Raw genomic sequence first — 20,471 nt, 5'->3', positions numbered from 1 at the left:
TCAAGTAAAAAGATGAAAAAAAGTAGGATCTTATCCAAATTACCTCGTCATGTAGCCATTATTATGGATGGAAATGGTCGTTGGGCAAAAAATAAAGGGAAATTACGTATTTTAGGTCATCAAGCTGGAGTGAAATCAGTACACCGTGCAGTAAATTTTGCGATTAATCATAGATTAGATGCATTAACACTCTATGCATTTAGTAGTGAAAATTGGAATCGTCCTATTCAAGAAGTTTCAGCACTGATGACCTTATTTATACGTGTATTGGAAAATGAGGTAGAATTTTTACAGAATCATAATATTCGATTTAGAGTCATAGGGGATATTCATCGATTTGATAATCGATTACAAGAATGTATTCGTTATTCGGAAGACGTTACTCGAAATAATGATGGATTAACACTAAATATTGCGGCAAATTATGGAGGTCGTTGGGATATAATCCAAGCAGTCAGATCCATTGCTATACAAGTTAAACAAGGAATACTTCATCCCGATCAAATTGATGAAAATACATTACGCCAATTTATTTGTATGAATGAATTAGCTCCTGTAGATTTAGTAATTCGAACCGGGGGAGAACATCGTATTAGTAACTTTTTACTATGGCAAATTGCCTATTCAGAGTTATTTTTTACTGATGTACTATGGCCAGACTTTAATGATATTATTTTTAGAGATGCATTATATGCGTTTGCTAGACGTAAAAGGAATTTTGGTCGAACGGTTAATCCATCTAATTATGAGGAGAACTTTTGTTAAAACAAAGATTAATGACTACTATTATCATGATTCCTATGGTAATGGCTACCATATTTTTATTATCTTCCTTTATATTCTCACTGATTACTTTATTACTCTGTTTATTAGGAGCATGGGAATGGGGGAGACTTACTGGTCTATCTTTATATGGTCAATTTATATGGTTATTATTAATCAGTATTTTATTATGTATAGTACAACAATCCCTTCTATTTAATTTTTATACCCAATCTCTCTTAGAGATTGCGTTATTTTGGTGGATTATAGCGTTTACTCTTATTCTTTATTATCCTCGTTCTATTCTCTTATGGTATAGATATAAAATCATTCTATTAATATTTGGTATATTAATTATTGTACCATTTTTCTTAGGAATACTACTATTACATCATTCTTCTATTGGTTCATGGTTACTCTTCTATATTTTATCACTAGTATGGAGTATGGATTCGGGCTCCTATATATTTGGATATATAGGGGGACGCAGTAAAATGATTCCCAAAATTTCTCCAGATAAAACTTGGGAGGGTTTCTTAGGTGGATTATTAACTACCTCTTTTGTCAGTATAATATTCTATAAAAATGTGCCTGATTTATATAATATTTCTCCAATAGCATTATTGATTGCTTCAGTAATTTCCTCCTTTGCCTCTGTATTGGGTGATCTAACAGAAAGTATGTTTAAACGGATATCGGGGGTCAAAGATAGCAGTCATTTAATTCCAGGACATGGTGGATTATTAGATCGTATAGATAGTTTAACTGCTGCCATTCCAATTTTTTGTTTATTAATGTTATTTTTTAATGCTATCTAATTTTGGATAAAAACGACAATGTTACATATCATATGGATTTTTTTTACTTTTACTCTTACATTAAGCATGTTAATTTTGGTCCATGAATTAGGACATTTTTTAGTTGCTCGTTATTATGGAGTGAAAGTTGAACGTTTTTCTATAGGATTTGGATATCCTTTATTAAGGAAACGCGATAAATTTGATACCGAATATATTTTCTCCGCTATTCCACTGGGTGGTTATGTCAAAATGTTTGGTGCTGGAGGAGAGTCCATATCACATGAAAATTCTTTTGAATCTTTTAATAACAAACCTATATGGCAACGTTGTGCAATTACTTCCGCTGGATCGATATGTAATATCATGTTTGCTTTTGCAATATATTGGTTAGTATTTATGATAGGCCTTCCCGATTTTCGCCCCATACTGACTGATATTTTACCTGAATCTATTATTGCAAGAGCTAATATTCTACCAGGGATGGAAATAAAATCTGTTAATGGAATTAATACTCCTAGTTGGAGTGCAGTGCGTCATCAACTAATGAAAGTATTAAAAAATAATGAACAAATATATTTAGACGTTTCAAACAATTCTAATCCATTGACTATTCAAAGAAAGTTTCTAGAACTCTCTCTAAAAGATCATATAGAATGTAGTAAAAAAGATCCTCTTATTACTTTAGGAATTAATCCCATCATTTCACATATTGAACCTATTATAAAGACCGTTCAAGCGGGCTCCGCTGCTGAAAAAGCCGGTTTACAACCTAACGATAAAATAATGAAGGTAGAAGAAAAAAATATTGATCATTGGTCTTCATTCGTTATGAGCATCAAAAATAGTCCTGGCAAAAAATTACGTCTTAAAATTGAAAGGAATAAGACTATCCTAGAATTAATTTTAATTCCGGATAGTCAATTGAATCAACATAACTATGTAGAGGGATTCGCTGGATTAACTCCTACTGTTATACCAATTTCTAATGCCAATCAAATAGTAAACAGATATGATCCTTTATCTGCACTATATAAAGCTGGAGAAGCATCATGGAATATTATTATTCTCACTATGGAGGTACTTACAGAAGTAATAGGTGGAAATGCTAAATTAAGTAGTCTTAGTGGACCAATATCTATTGCACACGGTGCATATCTCTCCGCAGAGAATGGACTAATTCATTACTTAATGTTTTTATCGTTAATCAGTATTAACTTAGGTATAATGAATTTATTACCTATACCTATTCTAGATGGAGGACGTCTATTGTTTTTAATGATAGAAAAGATTCGAAGTAAACCGATTGAGGAATCGGTACAAGAACGGATTTATCAGATTAGCTCAATTATTCTGATGGTATTAATGGCCTTAGCTATTTTTAATGATATTTCTAAATTAAGATAAGTATTTTTATTAGCAGACGGTCTTATCCGAGATCTTGCATTGATTAATAATAAATTCCTTCTCAGTATACTGCTTAGTATTACCAGTCTGATAACGTGTTGTTGTCTGGCAGAAAATAGATTGTTCGTCAACAATATTTTTATTGAAGGCTTACAACGTCTATCTATTACAACAATTAAAATGTATTTACCTGTTATACGTATTGGAAGCACAATAAGTAAGAAAGATATTCGTAATATTATTTGTACCTTATTTGCTACTGGTAATTTTGAAGATATTAAAGTTATACATGATAATGATATTTTATTAATTCAAGTACAAGAATTTCCCTTAATTGGTTCAATTTGTTATGTGGGTAATAAAATCATAAAAAATGAAATCTTACAAAAGAATTTAGATAATATTGGTATTCAAGTAGGAGAGATTTTGAATCCCTCTACTCTTTTTCATCTACAAAAAGATTTAGAACAATTCTATCATAGTATAGGAAAATATAGTGCTAAAATAGAAACAATAATTGAGCCGCTCGCTTATAATCGAGTAGCAATAAAGTTTGTTTTCAACGAAGGCATCTCAGCTATCGTGAAGCAACTTAATATTATCGGTAATGAAAAATTTTCTTCATATAATCTTCTTTCACACTTGCAAATTAGTAAAAACACTCCTTGGTGGAAAGAGAATAGAAGATTCTGTCTAAAAAAACTAGATATGGATATAGATGCTCTACGTAATTTTTATTTAGATCGTGGTTATGTTCGTTTTGATATTGATTCTACTCAGATTAGTATGACGCCAGATAAAAAAAATATATACATTACATTAAATATTACCGAAGGATTACAATATACACTTTCAAAAGTAACAGTAAAGAGTAACACCATTTTTGAAAATTCTTCCAAAATAGAGCAATTAGTACAATCTCGATTGTGTTTAGGCACTATATACCATAGTGCCGAAATCAAGAAAATAAGTACAGAAATACAAAATTTATTGATAAATGATGGTTATCTAGATGCCCATATCCTTAATCAAATGGAAATAGACGATGTGAATCAAACCATTGAATTATGTTTTTATATAGACATCGGGAATCGTTACTATGTACGTTATATTCATTTTGAGGGTAATCATCTCACAAAAGATTCCGTTTTACGTCGAGAAATACGCCAAATGGAAGGAAGTTGGATAATTCATAGTCTACTGAATGAAAGTAAAAACCGATTAGAAAAACTCGGTTATTTTGAAACTGTAACATTAATAATACAAAAATTGTTACATTGTAATAATTATGTAGATGTCTTCTTTAAAGTAAAAGAACGTAATACGGGTAATATTAATTTTGGTATAGGTTCTGGAACAGATAGTCTTTTAAGTTTCCAGTTTTATATGAATCAAGATAATTGGTTAGGTACGGGGAATATAGTAGGATTTAGTGGAGTAAAAAATGATTATCAAACCAATATCAAAGTATCTTTTACTGATCCTTATTTTACTTTAGATGGAATTAATGCAGGTGGAAAGATATTCTACGATGATTTTAATGGAGATAATACAACAGATTTCTCCAATTTTAATTTAAAAAGCTTTGGATTAGGAACGTTTTGGGGATTTCCTTTACAAAAGAAATATTTATTTCAAATTGGATTAGATTATGTACATGATCATTTATATAATATAAAGCCTCATCTAATTATATCGCGTTATCTAAAAAAACATAATGAAAAAAAAAGTCATACCAATTTTAGTAACAACGATTTTTTACTGAGTGTAGATTGCAATGTGAATACTCTGAATAAAGTATATTTTCCTACTATAGGATATAGTGCAACATTATCTAACAAGATAGGATTACCTGGTTCAGATAATGAATATTATAAAATGAACTGTGATTTCATCCATTATTCTCCTATCAATAAAAAAGGAAGTTGGATTTTTGTTACTCGTACACAATTGGGATATGCTCATGGAATAAGAAAAAAGACAGTTCCATTTTATGATCATTTTTATGCAGGAGGGATTAATACTTTACGTGGATTCCATGCTAATAGTGTGGGTCCTAAAGCAATATATTATCGTTATCCTACTTCAGAAGTGAAAAACTATAGTACTTATCCAATAGAACATTCTGCGGTTGCTATTGGAGGAAATGCCACAGTCCTCTTTACAATGGAAGTAATTTGTCCTTTATCCTTTTTCCTGCAAGAAAGATATCTAGACTCTCTTCGTGCCGCAATTTTTATTGATTCTGGTACGGTATGGGATACTTATTGGGACAATAACGATGTTATACTACGTGCATCCAATATACCTAACTACGGGAGAATAGGAGATATTCGTATTTCTAGTGGCATTAGTTTGCATTGGAATTCCCCAATAGGTCCAATAGTCTTATCTTATGCTCGACCTATTAAAACTTATATAGGAGATCGATTTGAACGATTTCAATTCAACATTGGTAAAATATGGTAGATAAGGTAATATAGTGTTTTTATGTTCGTAATCCATAAGGAGCTTATAGTGAAAAAGTGGTTATATATTGTCAGTATAATGTTGGTAATTACCACTGCATCTCCAGTTTGGTCGATTGATAGAATTGCGGTGGTGAATATAACGAATATTTTCCAACAATCTCCACAACGTGCTACAGTAGCTAAAGAACTTGAAGAGGAATTTAAAGATCGAGTGACCGAGTTACAATGTATGGAAAGAGATTTACAATCTAAAACACAAAAACTGCAGAACACCGGGAATGATATGAATCCTCAAGAAAGAAAAGAACTAGAACAATCTCTGATGATTCAACGTGAAAAATTTTCTAGTAAAATTCAGTCTTTTGAACAGGATAATCACCGTAGACAGACCGAAGAACGCCATAAAATATTAAGTCAAATACATGAAATAGTCCGAAACATTGCTCATCAAGAAGAATATGATATAGTCATTGATATAAGTGCTTTAGCTTATTTTAACCCGTCTAAAGATATTACCAATAGTGTACTTGCACAGGTGGTAAAGTGATATATGTTCTCCATACGACTATCTGCATTAGCAAAGTATTTAAATGCGACATTATATGGTGATGATCAAATCCAAATTACTAATTTAGCTTCTATAGACAATGCCAAAGAGGGGGAGATTACATTTTTATCTGATATCCGTTTACGACATAAACTTATAGAATGTCAAGCTTCAGCAGTGATACTTACTGAACAATGTCTTCCTTTTTGTAAGAATAGCACTGCTTTAGTAGTAAAAGATCCTTATCTTGCATATGCATATCTCGCTCAAATGATAGATAGGACTCCTAAACCAGATTATAAAATTGATAAAAGTGTTAGAATGGACTCCAATGTCACATTGGGTGAACGTATATCTATCGGTGCTAATTCCGTACTGGAAAAGGGGGTATTTTTAGGAAATGATGTGATTATTGGAGCGGGTTGTGTTTTAGGAAGAAATGTAAAGATTAATATTGGGACAAGATTATGGAATAATGTTACGATTTATCATGGAGTTGAAATTGGGAAAGATTGTCTAATTCAGTCTGGATCAGTCATTGGCTCTGAAGGCTTTGGTTATGCTAAAGATGATATTGGAAATTGGATAAGAATTCCACATTTAGGAAGAGTAATTATAGGTAACAGAGTTGAAATTGGTGCATGTACTACTATTGCTAGGGGAGCAATAGAAGATACTTCTATTGATAATGGAGTAATTATTGATAACCTCTGTCATATTGCACATAATGTTAAGATTGGAGAAAATACTGCTATAGCAGGGGGGGTGATTATGGGAGGTAGCTTGACTATAGGCCGTAACTGTATGATTGGTGGAGCAAGTGTAATTAATGGTCATATAAAAATTTGTGATAAAGTAACAGTAACGGGGATGAGTATGGTAATGCGTTCTATAAGAGAACCAGGTATCTATTCCTCTGGTATTCCTTTACAAAAGAACAAACAATGGCGTAAAACAGTTGCCTTTATTATTCATATAGCTCGTTTTAGAAAACGTATTCAAGCACTTTTAAAAAAATAAATACCCCACCACTATCTATTTCACTATGTCGCACTTTTGGCCTGTATTTATCTAATTTCTCTTGAATAGAGAGAATAAATACAGGCCGTTTTGCTGATATCAAGAAAATACAGGAAATTAAATTATTTTGACTACTAACGAGCATAGTCTCCATATTGAAGAGATATTAGAGCTCTTACCTCACCGGTTCCCGTTTTTATTAGTGGATCGTGTATTAAATTTTGAAAAAGGCAAATTTCTTCGTGCTGTAAAAAATGTCTCTTTTAATGAACCATTTTTTGAAGGACATTTTCCAGGGAAACCGATTTTTCCAGGAGTATTAATTCTTGAAGCAATGGCACAAGCTACAGGTATATTAGCCTTTAAAAGTGCTGGAAAATTAGCACCAGGAGAATTTTACTATTTTGCTGCCATTGATGCCGCTCGTTTTAAAAGACCAGTACAACCAGGCGATCAAATGATTATTGATGTAGAATTTATCAAAGAAAGAAGGGGGATTGCACGCTTCAAGGGAATAGCCAAAATTCGGGATGAATTGGCTTGCGAAGCATCTATGATGTGTGCACGGCGCCGTGAGGCATAATGATTGATCCAACTGCTTTCATACATCCGAGTACTATTATGGAAAAAGGTGCCATCGTTCATGCCAACGTATATATTGGACCTTTTTGTATTATTGGTTCCGAAGTAGAAATAGGTGCACGTACAATACTCAAATCACATATCGTTATTAACGGTGTGACACGTATAGGTGAAGATAATCAAATCTATCAGTTTGCCTCTATTGGAGAAGAGAACCAAGATCTGAAATATACTGGGGAAAAAACTAGTGTAGAAATTGGTCATCGCAATCGTATACGTGAGAATGTTGCTATTCACCGTGGGACAATACAAGGGGAAAAAATTACTCGAATTGGAAATGATAATTTACTTATGATTAACACGCATATTGCACATGATTGTGTCATTGGTAATCATTGTATTATGGCTAATAATGCTACTCTTGGCGGTCATGTTAAAGTAGACGATTATGCTATTATAGGGGGAATGACCGCTATTCATCAATTTTGTCTGATCGGGGCTCATGTAATGATTGGAGGATGTTCTGGTGTGGTACAAGACGTCCCTCCTTATCTTATAGCGCAAGGGAATCATGCCACCGCTTTTGGTCTGAATACAGAAGGATTAAAACGTAGAGGATTTAATCGTGATATTTTACATGCAATACGTTCCGCCTATAAAATTCTTTACAGAAGTGGTAGAACGTTAGAGGAAGCTAAGTCAGAGTTACATATTTTAGCTAGTAAGCATACTATAATCAATAACGTGATAGATTTTTTATCGCGTTCACAGAGAGGGATTATTCGATAGATGTTTTTTCAACAACGTCGCCGTATTACTATTGGTTTAGTAGCAGGAGAGAGCTCAGGTGATCTTCTGGGTGCTCGATTAATGCGTGCTATACAAAATACGTATATTGCAGGCATACATTTTGTTGGGATAGGTGGTTCGTATATGAAAGCAGAAGGAATGGAGTCTTGGTATGATATAGAAGAATTGGCGGTAATGGATGTAATGGATATTATTAAACGTATGAAACGCTTACTGAAAATTCGACGTGATCTCCTTCACCGTTTTATCGCATTACCAATAGAGGTATTTATTGGTATTGATTCTCCTGAATTTAACCTCACATTGGAATATAATCTAAAAAAAAGGGGAATGAAGATACTTCATTATGTTAGTCCTTCTGTATGGGCATGGCGCAAGAATAGACTACGTACTATACGGCGTTCAACGAATAATGTTCTCTTACTTTTTCCTTTTGAAAAAAAGATATATGAACAATCTCATATTCCTTATACATTTATTGGTCATCCATTAGCTGATTTCATCCCTATATATCCCGATAAATTGCTCGCTAGAAAAAAACTCGGTATATCGTCAACTGCACACTGTTTAGCACTATTACCGGGAAGTAGAGAGAACGAAATTGAGATGCTCAGTACGGAATTTTTACGTGCCGCCGATATCTTACAGAATATTTTTCCAGATTTAGAAATTATGGTCCCGTTAGTGAAAGAACATCACATCCATTATTTTCAATCTATTTGCTCTAAAGTGACACCGCAACTCCGTTTTCGATTATATTCCCCAAATTACTCTATTCCAGTTATGACGGCTGCTGATGCCACCTTAGTGGCGTCTGGTACGGCAACATTAGAATGTATGTTATCTAAGTGTCCTATGGTAGTAGGATATAAAATGAAATGCATTACCTTCTTCATCGCACGCTCTTTCGTAAAAATACCTTGGATCTCTCTTCCTAATATATTAGCTAATCAAGAAATTGTAAAAGAACTTTTGCAAAAAAATTGTCAATACGATAATTTAGCTTCCGCCTTAATTCCCTTATTAAGAAATAGGAATCAACATACAGCATTATTACAGATATTTCGAAACATACACCAAGATCTACGTAATAATGCTGATGAAAAAGCTGCACAAGCGGTAATATCATTGATCCATTCTTAAATATATATATTACAAAAAAGTATGAAAAAATATGAATAACACCGCACCCCGATTTATCCATTTACACGTACATAGTGACTATTCCATGATTGATGGCGTGGCTAAAGTTCCCTCATTAATTGAAAAATCGGTAAGTTTAGATATGCCCGCATTGGCATTGACTGATTTTACTAATCTTTTTGGTTTAGTAAAGTTTTATAAACTCGCTCATAAATTTGGAATCAAACCAATTATTGGGGCGGATTTTCTCATGCAAAATAAGATCTTCCCTCAAGAATTAGTATCTTTAACTATTTTAGCCTCTAATGAGATTGGTTATGACAATTTAAGATTACTCATTTCTCAAACGTATCAACGGGGTTATATGTCCTCCGGTCCAATCATTGATCAAGATTGGCTTATACAATATAATCAAGGATTAATTATCCTTTCTGGATTCAAAGGTGATATTGGAAAATGTTTAATATATCGTCATAATAATTTTCAATTGGAACAATGTTTAATCTTTTACAAACGTTATTTCGCAGATCGTTATTACCTGGAATTAACTCGAACTGGTCGTGAAAATGAAGAACATTACGTACAAGCAGCGGTAGAATTCGCTATGCGTCAATCGCTACCGGTAGTAGCGACTAATGATATACGCTTTATTGACAAAAAGGATTTTGATACTCACGAAGTTCGTGTAGCTATTCATAACGGTTATATTCTTAATGATATAAAACGGCCACACACGTATAGTCCACAGCAATATATGCGTAGTGAAAAAGAAATGTGTAATCTCTTTTCAGATATTCCAGAAGCCTTGGAAAATAGTATAGAAATTGCTCGTAGATGTAATCTTACTCTCAATTTAGGTCAATATTTTCTTCCAAATTTTCCTACTAAAGGAATTTCAACGAAGGATTTTTTAATAAAAAGAGCTAATGAAGGACTAGAAAAACGTTTAAAATTCAAATTTATCAATGTTAAAGATCGGGATAAACGATTTGTTTCCTATAAAAATAGACTAACCCATGAATTAAAGATTATTAATCAGATGGGATTTCCTGGATATTTTTTGATTGTGATGGAATTTATACAATGGGCAAAAGATCATCATATCCCTGTTGGACCTGGTAGAGGATCTGGTGCCGGGTCATTAGTCGCTTACGCATTAAAAATTACCGATATCGATCCACTAGATTTTGATTTACTCTTTGAAAGATTTCTCAACTCCGAACGTATATCTATGCCGGATTTTGATATAGATTTTTGTATGGAAAAAAGGGATCTAGTCATTGATCATGTTGCTAATATTTATGGACGCCATGCGGTAGCTCAAATCATTACTTTTGGTACCTTATCAGCAAAAGTGGTAATTAGGGATGTTGGACGTGTACTAGACTATCCTTATAGTTTCGTGGATCGTATTGCGAAATTAGTCAGACCTGATCCAGGGATGACTTTAGAGAAAGCGTTTATTATTGAACCTCAATTAAGTAAACTCTATCATTCAGATGAAGATATTGGTATGTTACTGGATATGTCTCGTAAATTAGAAGGAATCATACGTAACGTGGGAAAACATGCGGGTGGAGTAGTAATTGCACCCACTCGTATTACTGATTTTTCTCCTATTTATTGTGATGAGACGGGAAAGAATCCCGTGACTCAATTTGATAAGAATGATATTGAGGATATTGGTTTAATAAAGTTTGATTTTTTGGGGTTACGTACTTTGACGATTATTAAGCGAGCGATGGATATGATCAATACGACTCTTAAACAAAATAAAATTCCACCTATTGATATATCCTCTATTCCTTTATACAATGAAAAAAGCTTTGAGTATTTGCGAAAGGCGGAAACTACTGCTGTATTTCAACTTGAATCAAAGGGAATGAGAGATCTGATTAAACGTCTCAAACCGGATTGTTTCGAAGACATAATCGCATTAATCGCCTTATTTCGACCGGGTCCTCTACAGTCCGGTATGGTTGAGAACTTCATTAATCGTAAACATGGCAAAGAAAAAATCTCATATCCGGATATTCGGTGGCAACATGAATCTCTTAAACCAATTCTTGAATCAACTTATGGTATTATTTTGTATCAAGAGCAAGTGATGCAAATAGCTCAGGTACTCGCAGGGTATACCTTAAGTAAGGCCGATCTATTACGTTGTGCAATGGGTAAAAAAAAACCAGATGAAATGGCTAAACAAAGAAATTTTTTTAAAGAAGGTGCCCAAAAAAAGGGGATAGATTCTAATTTAGCTATGAAGATTTTTGATATGATGGAACATTTTGCTGATTATGGTTTTAATAAATCGCATTCTACTGCCTATGCATTACTTTCTTATCAAACCTTATGGCTGAAAACGCATTATCCATATGAATTTATGGCTTCCGTTATGTCGGCTGATATGGATCACATAGATAAAATTAGAAGCTTAATAGAAGAATGTAATAGGATGGGAATGACAGTGTTACCACCTAATATTAATACGAGTCAATTTCATTTTCATGTGAATAAAAAAGGGCAGATTGTTTATGGTCTTGGTGCGATAAAAGGCATAGGAGAGGCATCTATTCAAGAAATTATTAAAGGACGTAATCAAAGTGGTATGTTTATCGATATGTTTGATCTATGTGTTAGAGCTCAAATGAAAAATTTAAATAGGCGTATATTAGAGAAATTTATTCTTTCCGGATCCTTCGATTGTTTTAAACAACATCGTGCTGAATTGATGCAATCAATCGATACTATATTAAAATCAGCTAATCAATATATACAATCTCAATTGTTAGGGCAAATAGATATGTTTAGTGATAGTATTCCAAATAGGGAATATGCGGTCTCTCACTCCTCTTCTATACAGAGACAACAGGATATTCTTCCTTGGTCAGAACAGATAAAGTTAAGAGGAGAACATGAGACATTAGGTCTCTATTTAACTGGACATCCAGTGGATCAATATCAAAACGAAATTCAATATTATTCAAGTGGCATACGATTGAAAGATATACAAAAAAACCATACGATAGGAAGTATTATTACAGTAGTCGGTTTAATTATATCCGTTCGCCTTGTATTAACAAAAAGGGAGAATCAAATGGCTATTTTGACGTTAGAAGATCGATCTGGCCGTTTAGAGGTGGTATTATTTAGGGATATATTAGAAAAATATAGGCATTTATTAGAAAACGACGATCGTATTCTAATAGTAAAAGGATACGTGGCTTCTGAAGATTCTCGTGGTTATATGAAGATGATTGCCTCTCAATTAATGGATATAAAAGAAGCGCGTAAAAAAATGGAGTATTACTCCTCCTATCAATAGTTAAATGATCTACGGAATGAAATGAATAATCATTATGAACGTGAATTTTCTAGAATTTGAAAAACCTTTATCGGAGCTAGAAACAAAAATTACTGCTCTGATGGAACTGAAATCACGCGATCAATCTCTTGACGTAAACAAAGAAATTCAATTCTTAAATACCAAGAAAAGGGAATTAATAAAAAAAATTTACTCTAATCTAAATGCGTGGCAAATTGCTCAGATTGCACGACATCCCTTGCGTCCTTATACTTTAGATTATATTCCACATATCTTTAATAATTTTGATGAATTATCCGGAGATCGTACTTTTGCTGATGATAAAGCTATTATTGGAGGTCTAGCGCGTATGGAGTCTCGTCCAGTAATGATTATAGGTCATCAAAAAGGACGCGATGTAAAAGAAAAAATTAGACGTAATTTTGGTATGCCCGCTCCAGAAGGTTATCGAAAAGCATTACGATTGATGAAAATGGCAGAGCGATTTAATATCCCCGTTATAACTTTTATTGATACTCCAGGTGCTTACCCTGGAGTAGGGGCGGAAGAAAGAGGTCAATCGGAAGCCATTGCCAGTAATCTACGCGAAATGGCCGTTTTAAAAGTACCTATCATTTGTACCGTCATTGGGGAAGGAGGATCTGGCGGTGCTTTAGCTATTGGAGTAGGCGATAAAATCAATATGTTAGAATACAGTACTTACTCTGTAATATCCCCAGAAGGTTGTGCGTCTATTCTTTGGAAAAGTGTGGAAAAAGCACCGTTAGCAGCGGAAGCTATGGGTATTATAGCAAACAGTCTTAAACGCTTATCACTGATAGACCATATTATAGAAGAGCCATTGGGAGGAGCACATCGCGACCTTCTTACTATATCTGATTCTATCAAATCACGTTTAAAATTAGATTTAGATGAACTCGATCGTTTAAAGGAACAAGATCTCTTAGAAAGACGTTACCAACGTTTAATGGGTTATGGCTATTGTTAGCAGCAACTTAGCAACGTATTATAAAATTATAGATGATTTTGGGTTTCTATCTGAAGTAGTGCTATCATACTATTGGCAATCTCACGTTCACCCATGACTACTTGATTGGCTCCCCTTTCCGTAATATACTCAACTTCATCATCATAGTGTGCACGCGCAATAATTTTTAAATCAGGATTTTTTTCTCTAGCTAGTGTTACAATCTCACCGGATTCGAATCCATTAGGAATCGTTAAAAGTAACCAACGCGCGCGATCTAATCGCGCTAATTCCATAATCTCTACTCTAGCAGCATTGCCTAAAACCACATTGATACTCTGTTCACGCAACATATCCACCCTAGCACGATTATTTTCTACTACTACCATAGGTAAACCTGCAAGTAAGAGTTGTTCTCCGACTAAACTTCCGACTCTACCATAACCTACTAATAATACGTGATGACAAAGATCTTGTGGAAGCTGCTGAGCATCGTCTTCTTGCATGCTACTATTATTGTTTTCTGGATTATACGCGATTAAAAATCGTTCTAATAATGCAAACATTAGTGGATGAATCATAATAGAGAGAATTGCTCCAGCCAAAACCAGATGATGTCCTTGCTCCGATAACATATTCAGTGAGATACTTAATCCAGCTAGAATAAAAGCAAATTCACCAATTTGTGCTAAACTAACCGCAATAGTTAATGAGGTACGTTTTGATAAACCAAATAATCTTACTAATCCAAAAGCTGCAGCCGATTTTCCGAATAAAATAATTGCTAACGTAGCAAGAACGGCAAGCGGTTCACGTAATAAAATAGTTGGATTAAATAACATTCCTACAGAAACAAAAAATAATACTGCAAATGCATCCCTTAGAGGCAAAGTATCGTGTGCAGCACGATGACTTAATTCGGATTCATTTAATACTACCCCTGCAAAAAAAGCACCTAATGCAAAAGAAACATCAAAAAATTCTACTGCACCGAAGGCAATTCCTAGTGCTAGAGCTAAAACAGAAAGTGTAAATAATTCTCTAGAACCCGTACTGGCGCTCTTTGCTAATACCCAAGGCACCAAACGTCTTCCTACCACAATCATCAAAGTAATAAAAGCCACAACCTTTCCAACAGTGAAAGCGAGTTCTCTCCATAATTGAGTATTATCTATTCCTTTGTTATTACTATCTAACATATCTCCAAAAGCAGGTAGTAAAACTAGAGTTAATACCATCACTAAATCTTCCACTATTAACCACCCAATGGCAATTTGTCCCCGTCGACTATCAATTAATTGTCTATCTTCTAAAGCACGTAATAGTACAACAGTACTAGCCGTAGAAAGACATAATCCAAATACTAGTCCGTTAATTGTTGACCAATTCATCATATAAGAAAATATCATACCTAGAAAAGTTGCTACTCCAATCTGGGCTATAGCTCCTGGTATTGCTATATGTTTGACTGCCATTAAGTCTTTTAATGAAAAATGGAGTCCTACTCCAAACATAAGAAGGATGACTCCTAATTCTGCCAATTCAGGTGCTAAAGAGGTATCTGCAACAAATCCAGGAGTAAAAGGTCCAACTAATACTCCAGCAGTTAAATATCCGACTAATGGTGAGATACGGAAATGATTAGCTAACATTCCTAATAAAAAAGCTAAAACTAATCCTCCAACAATAGTATTTATGAGTGGCATAGCATGATGCATCCAAACTCCTTATTGGTAATATATTGATTTTATTTATAATTTTATACAATACAGTACATTGTTTTAGATAATAATGAAAATATATCTGTATATTTTATTAAAAATAAATGATAGAAAGGCATAAATTTTTATGCTAAATTATAAGTATAGAATTACGTATAAGATACTACTTATAAATATTAAAAAAATACCGCATTTGATATATTTTTTATATTATGACATTCTCCAATATATTTTTATAATGATAATCATTCGTTGCTTATAAAATATTTACTGTAATGGTCTGTGTCTGTCTGTTAGTTCAATAATAATAACTAGATAAAAATTATTTATATTTTTATGGTAACAAGTAGACTATATATTATTTCTGCTCCTAGTGGAGCAGGAAAATCGAGCTTAATACAAGCCTTACTGAATAGTCATGTAGTATGTAATACGCAATTATCTGTTTCTCATACTACTCGAGCTATTCGTCCTGGAGAAGTACAAGGTATACATTATGAATTTGTCTCTATTAAAGAGTTCGAAAAAATGATAGATGAAAATGCATTCTTAGAATATGCTAGAGTTTTTGGACATTATTACGGGACTTCATATAGAGGAATTCATAAAATGTTACAAAAAGGAGTAGATGTATTTCTTGATATTGATTGGCAAGGCGCAAAACAAGTAAGAGATAAAATTTCTAATGTGTGTAGTATTTTTATCTTACCTCCCTCCAAAGAAGAATTAAAAAAACGCTTAAGTAATCGAGCACAGGATAGTAGAGAAAATATAGAATGGCGTATGGCACAAGTTGTGACAGAAATTATACATGTTGTAGATTATGATTATCTCATTATTAATGATGAATTTAACACGGCATTATTCGAACTGAAAAGTATTATATACGCTGAGCGTTTGCGTATAAAATGTCAAAGTATACGTTATCGTTCATTAATAGCAAAATTTTTAAGTTAGATCTATCTAATCAACAAAGAGAAGAATAAGAGAAGGAAAGAATATGTATGGCACGTGTAACTGTACAAGATGCTGTTGAAAAGATTGGAAATCGTTTTGATTTAGTATTAATTGCGGCACGAAGAGCTCGTCAGATACAAATACAAGGAAAAGATCCTTTAGTGCCACAAGACAATGATAAATACACCGTCATTGCGTTACGTGAAATTGAACAAGGATTAATAAATTCTCTTCTAATACAAGAAGAGAAGAATAAGAAGTAGTAATAATCTTGATTATTCAAAAGGATATTTTTGTAGTATAATAGTAACATTAGTACCTCCAAATCCGAAACTATTGCTCATTACAGTATATAATTGGCTTCGTGTTGTTTTTTGAATAATATTCATATCTATGGCTTGTGGATCTAATTCTTCAATATTAATACTAGGTGCTATAAAATTATTTTCCATCATTAATAAAGTAAATATAACTTCATGTACACCCGCCGCACCTAATGAATGTCCACTGATTGATTTTGTGGAAGAAAACGGGGGATGATGAATATCCCCAAAAGTTTTCTTAATGGCCCATAGTTCTTTCAAATCGCCAATCTGTGTAGATGTTCCATGAACATTTATATAATCTATTTTTCTATGAACCTCTTTCAATGCCATTTTCATGCAACGTACGGCTCCTTCTCCAGAAGGAGCTACCATATCCATCCCATCTGATGTAGCACCATATCCAATAATTTCACCATAAATATGTGCTCCGCGTCTTATAGCATGTTCTAGTTCCTCTACTACGATAATACCTCCTCCCCCAGCAATAACAAATCCATCTCTGTTAATATCATAAGTACGGGATGCTTTTTCTGGTGTGTGATTATAATGAGTAGAAAGAGCACCCATTGCATCAAATTCGCATGCCATTTCCCAACCTATTTCTTCTCCACCACCAGCAAAAATAATATCTTGTTTTCCAATTTGAACAATTTCTAAAGCATTTCCAATACAATGTGCAGAAGTAGAACAAGCAGAACTAACCGAATAGCTAAGACCACGAATTTTAAATGACGTTGCTAAACAAGCTGAAACACCAGATGCCATAGCTTTAGTTACCATATATGGACCTACCCCTCTTAGACCTCTAGAACGCATACGATCACAACCAGCTACTTGGTTCCTTGGTGATCCACCACCAGAACCCACAATAAGACCGGTTCGATCATTAGATATCATATCAGGGGTAAGAGCTGAATCAATAATTGCTTGTTTCATAGAAAGATATGCATAAATAGATGCATCACTCATAAATCTTGAAATTTTTCTATCTATCAAATTATTTAAGTTAAATTTAATATTACCCCATACATGACTACGCATTCCTGAATTTTTTAGCTCGTCAGAAAAAGTTATTCCAGAGCGTCCTTGTTTAAGAGAGGTTATCACTTCTTCCTGATTGTTACCGATACTCGATATAATTCCTATACCGGTAATTACAGCACGTTTCATTTATCTCCTCTCCTTTAACAATTAAATGATTTGATTATTTAATAGATAGAATTCTAAATTCTTTATTAAAGAGTTTACTATTAGTTTATAATGTTATATTAAAAAAATGTAATAAAAGTAAATTATTATTTACTTATTTCCAATATTTTTTATTATTATAAAATAAATATAGAATGCTATAATATAGTCCGTCTATTCTAAAAATAGAAATGAATATTTCGAATGATTTAATATAATTATATTAAATCAAAACCTATACTAAAAATTTATATTTCAAAATTCAAAGAATCCTTGTTTATAAGGGATTAGGATGAAGTTATCCTCACATAGCATGCATAAAAATAGATAGTAAAATTTATAATTTTAATATGAGTATACCTCTTTTCAAAAAAAGAATAACAGATTTCTCTAAAAATAATAAAATTCATAATTTAGATAGCCTTCGGAAAGGGGATCCTATTGTTCATATAGAACATGGTATTGGTCGTTATGCTGGAACTACTATTTTGGAAACAAATGGTATAAAATCAGAATATCTAACCTTAATCTATGCTGAAGATAGTAAATTATATGTACCAGTTTCCTCTTTAAATTTAGTTAGCCGTTATATCGGCATAAATGGAAACACTATTCCACTAAATAAATTAGGAAATGATAATTGGTCTCGTATACGAAAAACAATATTTAAAAAAATTAAAGATATAGCAGTTGAAATATTAGCAACTTATTCTAAACGTGCTATACAAAAGAAATTAGCTTTTCGATTAAATCCGGTCAATTATCGTATTTTTTGTGAAGATTATCCTTTTGATTTAACAAGCGATCAAATGCAAGCTATTAATGCAGTACTACATGATATGTGTCAACCAGTTTTAATGGATAGATTAATATGTGGAGACGTTGGATTTGGTAAAACTGAAATAGCAATACGTGCCACTTTCTTAGCTATAGACAATAAAAGACAAGTAGCAATCTTAGTACCTACTACATTATTAGCTCATCAACATTTTGATGAGTTCTCTCATCGTTTCGCTAAGTGGAATATAAGAGTAGAAATGCTTTCTAGATTTCGTTCGTTAAAAGAACGAAAAAAAATAATAAAGAAGGTTGCTAATGGCGAAATCGATATTTTGATAGGTACTCACATTATTTTACAAGATATTAAATGGTTTAATCTAGGTTTATTAATTATTGATGAGGAACACCGTTTCGGTGTGAGTCAAAAAGAAAAAATACAATCTCTATATGTTGGAATAGATGTACTTGTATTAACTGCTACACCAATACCCCGTACTTTAAATATGGCAATTTATGGATTAAGAGATTTATCTATTATTGCAACTCCACCTGCACAAAGATTAGCAGTAAAAACAATTATTGAAGAATATAATATTAATACTATAAAAAAAGCAATATTATATGAATTAAAACGAGAAGGTCAAATATATTATGTATGTAATAATGTTAGAAATATAGAAAAAACTAAGATTTTTTTACAAGAATTAATCCCAGGGTTAAGAGTTGCCATTGGTCATGGTCAAATGTGTGAAAAAGATCTAGAAAAAATTATGGTAGATTTTCATCATAAGAAATTTACTGTACTGGTATGTACAACTATTATTGAAACAGGGATTCATATTACTAATGTTAATACCATTATAATTGATAATGCGGATCGGTTTGGTTTAGCACAACTTTATCAATTGCGTGGTAGAGTAGGGCGTTCTAATCGTCAAGGTTATGCTTACTTTCTAAAAACCCCTTCAAAAAAACTTGATAGAGAAGCTAGTGAAAGATTAAAAGCTCTTTCTTCTCTAGAAAAACTTGGATCTGGTTTTACACTCTCTACTTACGATTTAGAAATACGAGGAGCAGGGGATTTTTTAGGAAAAGAACAAAGTGGACAAATCAATACTATTGGTTTATCTTTATATATGGATTTATTAAAAAATGCTATTAATACTTTAGAATCTAGTTCAAATAACCTCTTCAATTTCATGGAGACTATTGACAATACAATAGAATTAAATATTCCATTTCTTATTCCTAATGATTATATTTCCGATGTTAGTATGAGACTTCAAATATATAAAAAAATTTCTAACGCAAATGATATGGAGGAAATTGAAGCAATAAAAAAAGACCTGATTCAACATTTTGGAAAATTACCTGATATAGTTAACGACTTATTTAATATTACCTTAATTAAGAAAAAAGCAAATTCTTTAGGAATCAAACATATTCTTGCTAAAGGTATAGGTAAAAATCAATGGGGAATTATTGAATTTTCTATAAAAAATTATGTTAATTTATCAAATTTAGTACGTTTAATACAAAGTAATCCATCTAAGTATCAATTCAATCCCGTCACACAACAACTCAAATTCTGTTATGATACGGAAGATTCTTCCCATAAAATACACTATATAGAACAATTATTAAGATACCTTGCTTAAAGAAGATAAA

The 20,471-nt window shown here is 32.8% G+C and carries 15 protein-coding genes and 1 pseudogene; 14 read left to right on the top strand and 2 right to left on the bottom strand.

Translation table 11 applies throughout. The features are described from left to right. Window positions 1-12: 12 nt before the first annotated feature. From uppS to accA, 11 genes and pseudogenes are all read left to right on the top strand, one after another. Window positions 13-765 carry a polyprenyl diphosphate synthase gene (gene uppS / locus KEC37_RS02760; RefSeq protein ID WP_223138607.1) on the top strand — a complete coding sequence of 251 codons (753 nt, stop codon included), beginning with the start codon at window positions 13-15 and terminating at the stop codon, window positions 763-765. Next, window positions 759-1,580, top strand: a complete 822-nt coding sequence (locus KEC37_RS02755) for a phosphatidate cytidylyltransferase (RefSeq protein WP_223139578.1) — start codon at window positions 759-761, stop codon at window positions 1,578-1,580. Before uppS ends, KEC37_RS02755 begins: the two co-directional genes overlap by 7 nt. Before the next feature lie 18 nt (window positions 1,581-1,598). Next, on the top strand, window positions 1,599-2,966 hold the full coding sequence (rseP, locus tag KEC37_RS02750) for a sigma E protease regulator RseP (RefSeq protein ID WP_223139577.1): 1,368 nt from the start codon (window positions 1,599-1,601) through the stop codon (window positions 2,964-2,966). Between the two features lie 120 nt (window positions 2,967-3,086). Continuing rightward, window positions 3,087-5,435, top strand: coding sequence for an outer membrane protein assembly factor BamA (gene bamA, locus KEC37_RS02745; RefSeq protein WP_223139576.1), 2,349 nt, complete (start codon window positions 3,087-3,089; stop codon window positions 5,433-5,435). Between the two features lie 48 nt (window positions 5,436-5,483). Beyond that, on the top strand, window positions 5,484-5,984 hold the full coding sequence (locus KEC37_RS02740) for an OmpH family outer membrane protein (RefSeq protein WP_223138603.1): 501 nt from the start codon (window positions 5,484-5,486) through the stop codon (window positions 5,982-5,984). A gap of 3 nt (window positions 5,985-5,987) precedes the next feature. Continuing rightward, window positions 5,988-7,004 carry a UDP-3-O-(3-hydroxymyristoyl)glucosamine N-acyltransferase gene (lpxD, locus tag KEC37_RS02735; RefSeq protein ID WP_223139575.1) on the top strand — a complete coding sequence of 339 codons (1,017 nt, stop codon included), beginning with the start codon at window positions 5,988-5,990 and terminating at the stop codon, window positions 7,002-7,004. Between the two features lie 127 nt (window positions 7,005-7,131). Beyond that, on the top strand, window positions 7,132-7,587 hold the full coding sequence (gene fabZ / locus KEC37_RS02730) for a 3-hydroxyacyl-ACP dehydratase FabZ (protein WP_223139574.1): 456 nt from the start codon (window positions 7,132-7,134) through the stop codon (window positions 7,585-7,587). After that, the gene (gene lpxA / locus KEC37_RS02725; RefSeq protein ID WP_223138600.1) at window positions 7,587-8,375 is read left to right on the top strand and encodes an acyl-ACP--UDP-N-acetylglucosamine O-acyltransferase; all 789 of its coding nucleotides are present in this window, start codon (window positions 7,587-7,589) and stop codon (window positions 8,373-8,375) included. Before fabZ ends, lpxA begins: the two co-directional genes overlap by 1 nt. After that, window positions 8,376-9,539, top strand: coding sequence for a lipid-A-disaccharide synthase (lpxB, locus tag KEC37_RS02720; RefSeq protein ID WP_223139573.1), 1,164 nt, complete (start codon window positions 8,376-8,378; stop codon window positions 9,537-9,539). It abuts the gene before it with no gap. Window positions 9,540-9,570: 31 nt separating this feature from the next. After that, window positions 9,571-12,837, top strand: a pseudogene (dnaE, locus tag KEC37_RS02715) (DNA polymerase III subunit alpha); the annotation flags it as partial. Between the two features lie 61 nt (window positions 12,838-12,898). Further along, window positions 12,899-13,852, top strand: coding sequence for an acetyl-CoA carboxylase carboxyl transferase subunit alpha (accA, locus tag KEC37_RS02710; protein WP_223139571.1), 954 nt, complete (start codon window positions 12,899-12,901; stop codon window positions 13,850-13,852). Window positions 13,853-13,878: 26 nt separating this feature from the next. Here accA and ybaL read toward each other — a convergent pair whose 3' ends face one another. Then, complete coding sequence (gene ybaL / locus KEC37_RS02705; protein WP_223138596.1) at window positions 13,879-15,549, bottom strand: YbaL family putative K(+) efflux transporter; 1,671 nt, start codon at window positions 15,547-15,549, stop codon at window positions 13,879-13,881. Between the two features lie 339 nt (window positions 15,550-15,888). On the opposite strand from ybaL, the gene gmk reads away from it, so the two are divergent. Continuing rightward, complete coding sequence (gene gmk / locus KEC37_RS02700; protein ID WP_223139570.1) at window positions 15,889-16,509, top strand: guanylate kinase; 621 nt, start codon at window positions 15,889-15,891, stop codon at window positions 16,507-16,509. 47 nt (window positions 16,510-16,556) lie between these two features. Further along, a complete protein-coding gene (gene rpoZ / locus KEC37_RS02695; protein WP_223138594.1) occupies window positions 16,557-16,772 on the top strand; it encodes a DNA-directed RNA polymerase subunit omega in 216 nt (71 codons plus the stop codon). Window positions 16,773-16,784: 12 nt separating this feature from the next. On the opposite strand, the gene fabB is transcribed toward rpoZ, so the two are convergent. Next, a complete protein-coding gene (gene fabB / locus KEC37_RS02690) occupies window positions 16,785-18,005 on the bottom strand; it encodes a beta-ketoacyl-ACP synthase I (RefSeq protein ID WP_223139086.1) in 1,221 nt (406 codons plus the stop codon). 368 nt (window positions 18,006-18,373) lie between these two features. Here fabB and mfd point away from each other — a divergent pair, with 368 nt between their 5' ends. Next, the gene (gene mfd, locus KEC37_RS02685; RefSeq protein ID WP_223139569.1) at window positions 18,374-20,461 is read left to right on the top strand and encodes a transcription-repair coupling factor; all 2,088 of its coding nucleotides are present in this window, start codon (window positions 18,374-18,376) and stop codon (window positions 20,459-20,461) included. Window positions 20,462-20,471 lie beyond the last annotated feature (10 nt).

The organism is Candidatus Schneideria nysicola, from assembly GCF_019923565.1.
GTDB classification, from domain to species: domain Bacteria; phylum Pseudomonadota; class Gammaproteobacteria; order Enterobacterales; family Enterobacteriaceae; genus Schneideria; species Schneideria nysicola.
Note: the sequence above shows the minus strand (reverse complement) of the source record. Positions and strands in the feature narration are given on the sequence as shown.

Coding starts and splice junctions, on each gene's coding strand:
- lpxB (WP_223139573.1), top strand. CDS start 8,376: ATGTTTTTTCAACAACGTCGCCGTATTACTATTGGTTTAGTAGCAGGA.
- mfd (WP_223139569.1), top strand. CDS start 18,374: ATGAGTATACCTCTTTTCAAAAAAAGAATAACAGATTTCTCTAAAAAT.
- rseP (WP_223139577.1), top strand. CDS start 1,599: ATGTTACATATCATATGGATTTTTTTTACTTTTACTCTTACATTAAGC.
- lpxA (WP_223138600.1), top strand. CDS start 7,587: ATGATTGATCCAACTGCTTTCATACATCCGAGTACTATTATGGAAAAA.
- lpxD (WP_223139575.1), top strand. CDS start 5,988: ATGTTCTCCATACGACTATCTGCATTAGCAAAGTATTTAAATGCGACA.
- uppS (WP_223138607.1), top strand. CDS start 13: ATGAAAAAAAGTAGGATCTTATCCAAATTACCTCGTCATGTAGCCATT.
- fabB (WP_223139086.1), bottom strand. CDS start 18,005: ATGAAACGTGCTGTAATTACCGGTATAGGAATTATATCGAGTATCGGT.
- accA (WP_223139571.1), top strand. CDS start 12,899: ATGAACGTGAATTTTCTAGAATTTGAAAAACCTTTATCGGAGCTAGAA.
- ybaL (WP_223138596.1), bottom strand. CDS start 15,549: ATGCATCATGCTATGCCACTCATAAATACTATTGTTGGAGGATTAGTT.
- rpoZ (WP_223138594.1), top strand. CDS start 16,557: ATGGCACGTGTAACTGTACAAGATGCTGTTGAAAAGATTGGAAATCGT.
- gmk (WP_223139570.1), top strand. CDS start 15,889: ATGGTAACAAGTAGACTATATATTATTTCTGCTCCTAGTGGAGCAGGA.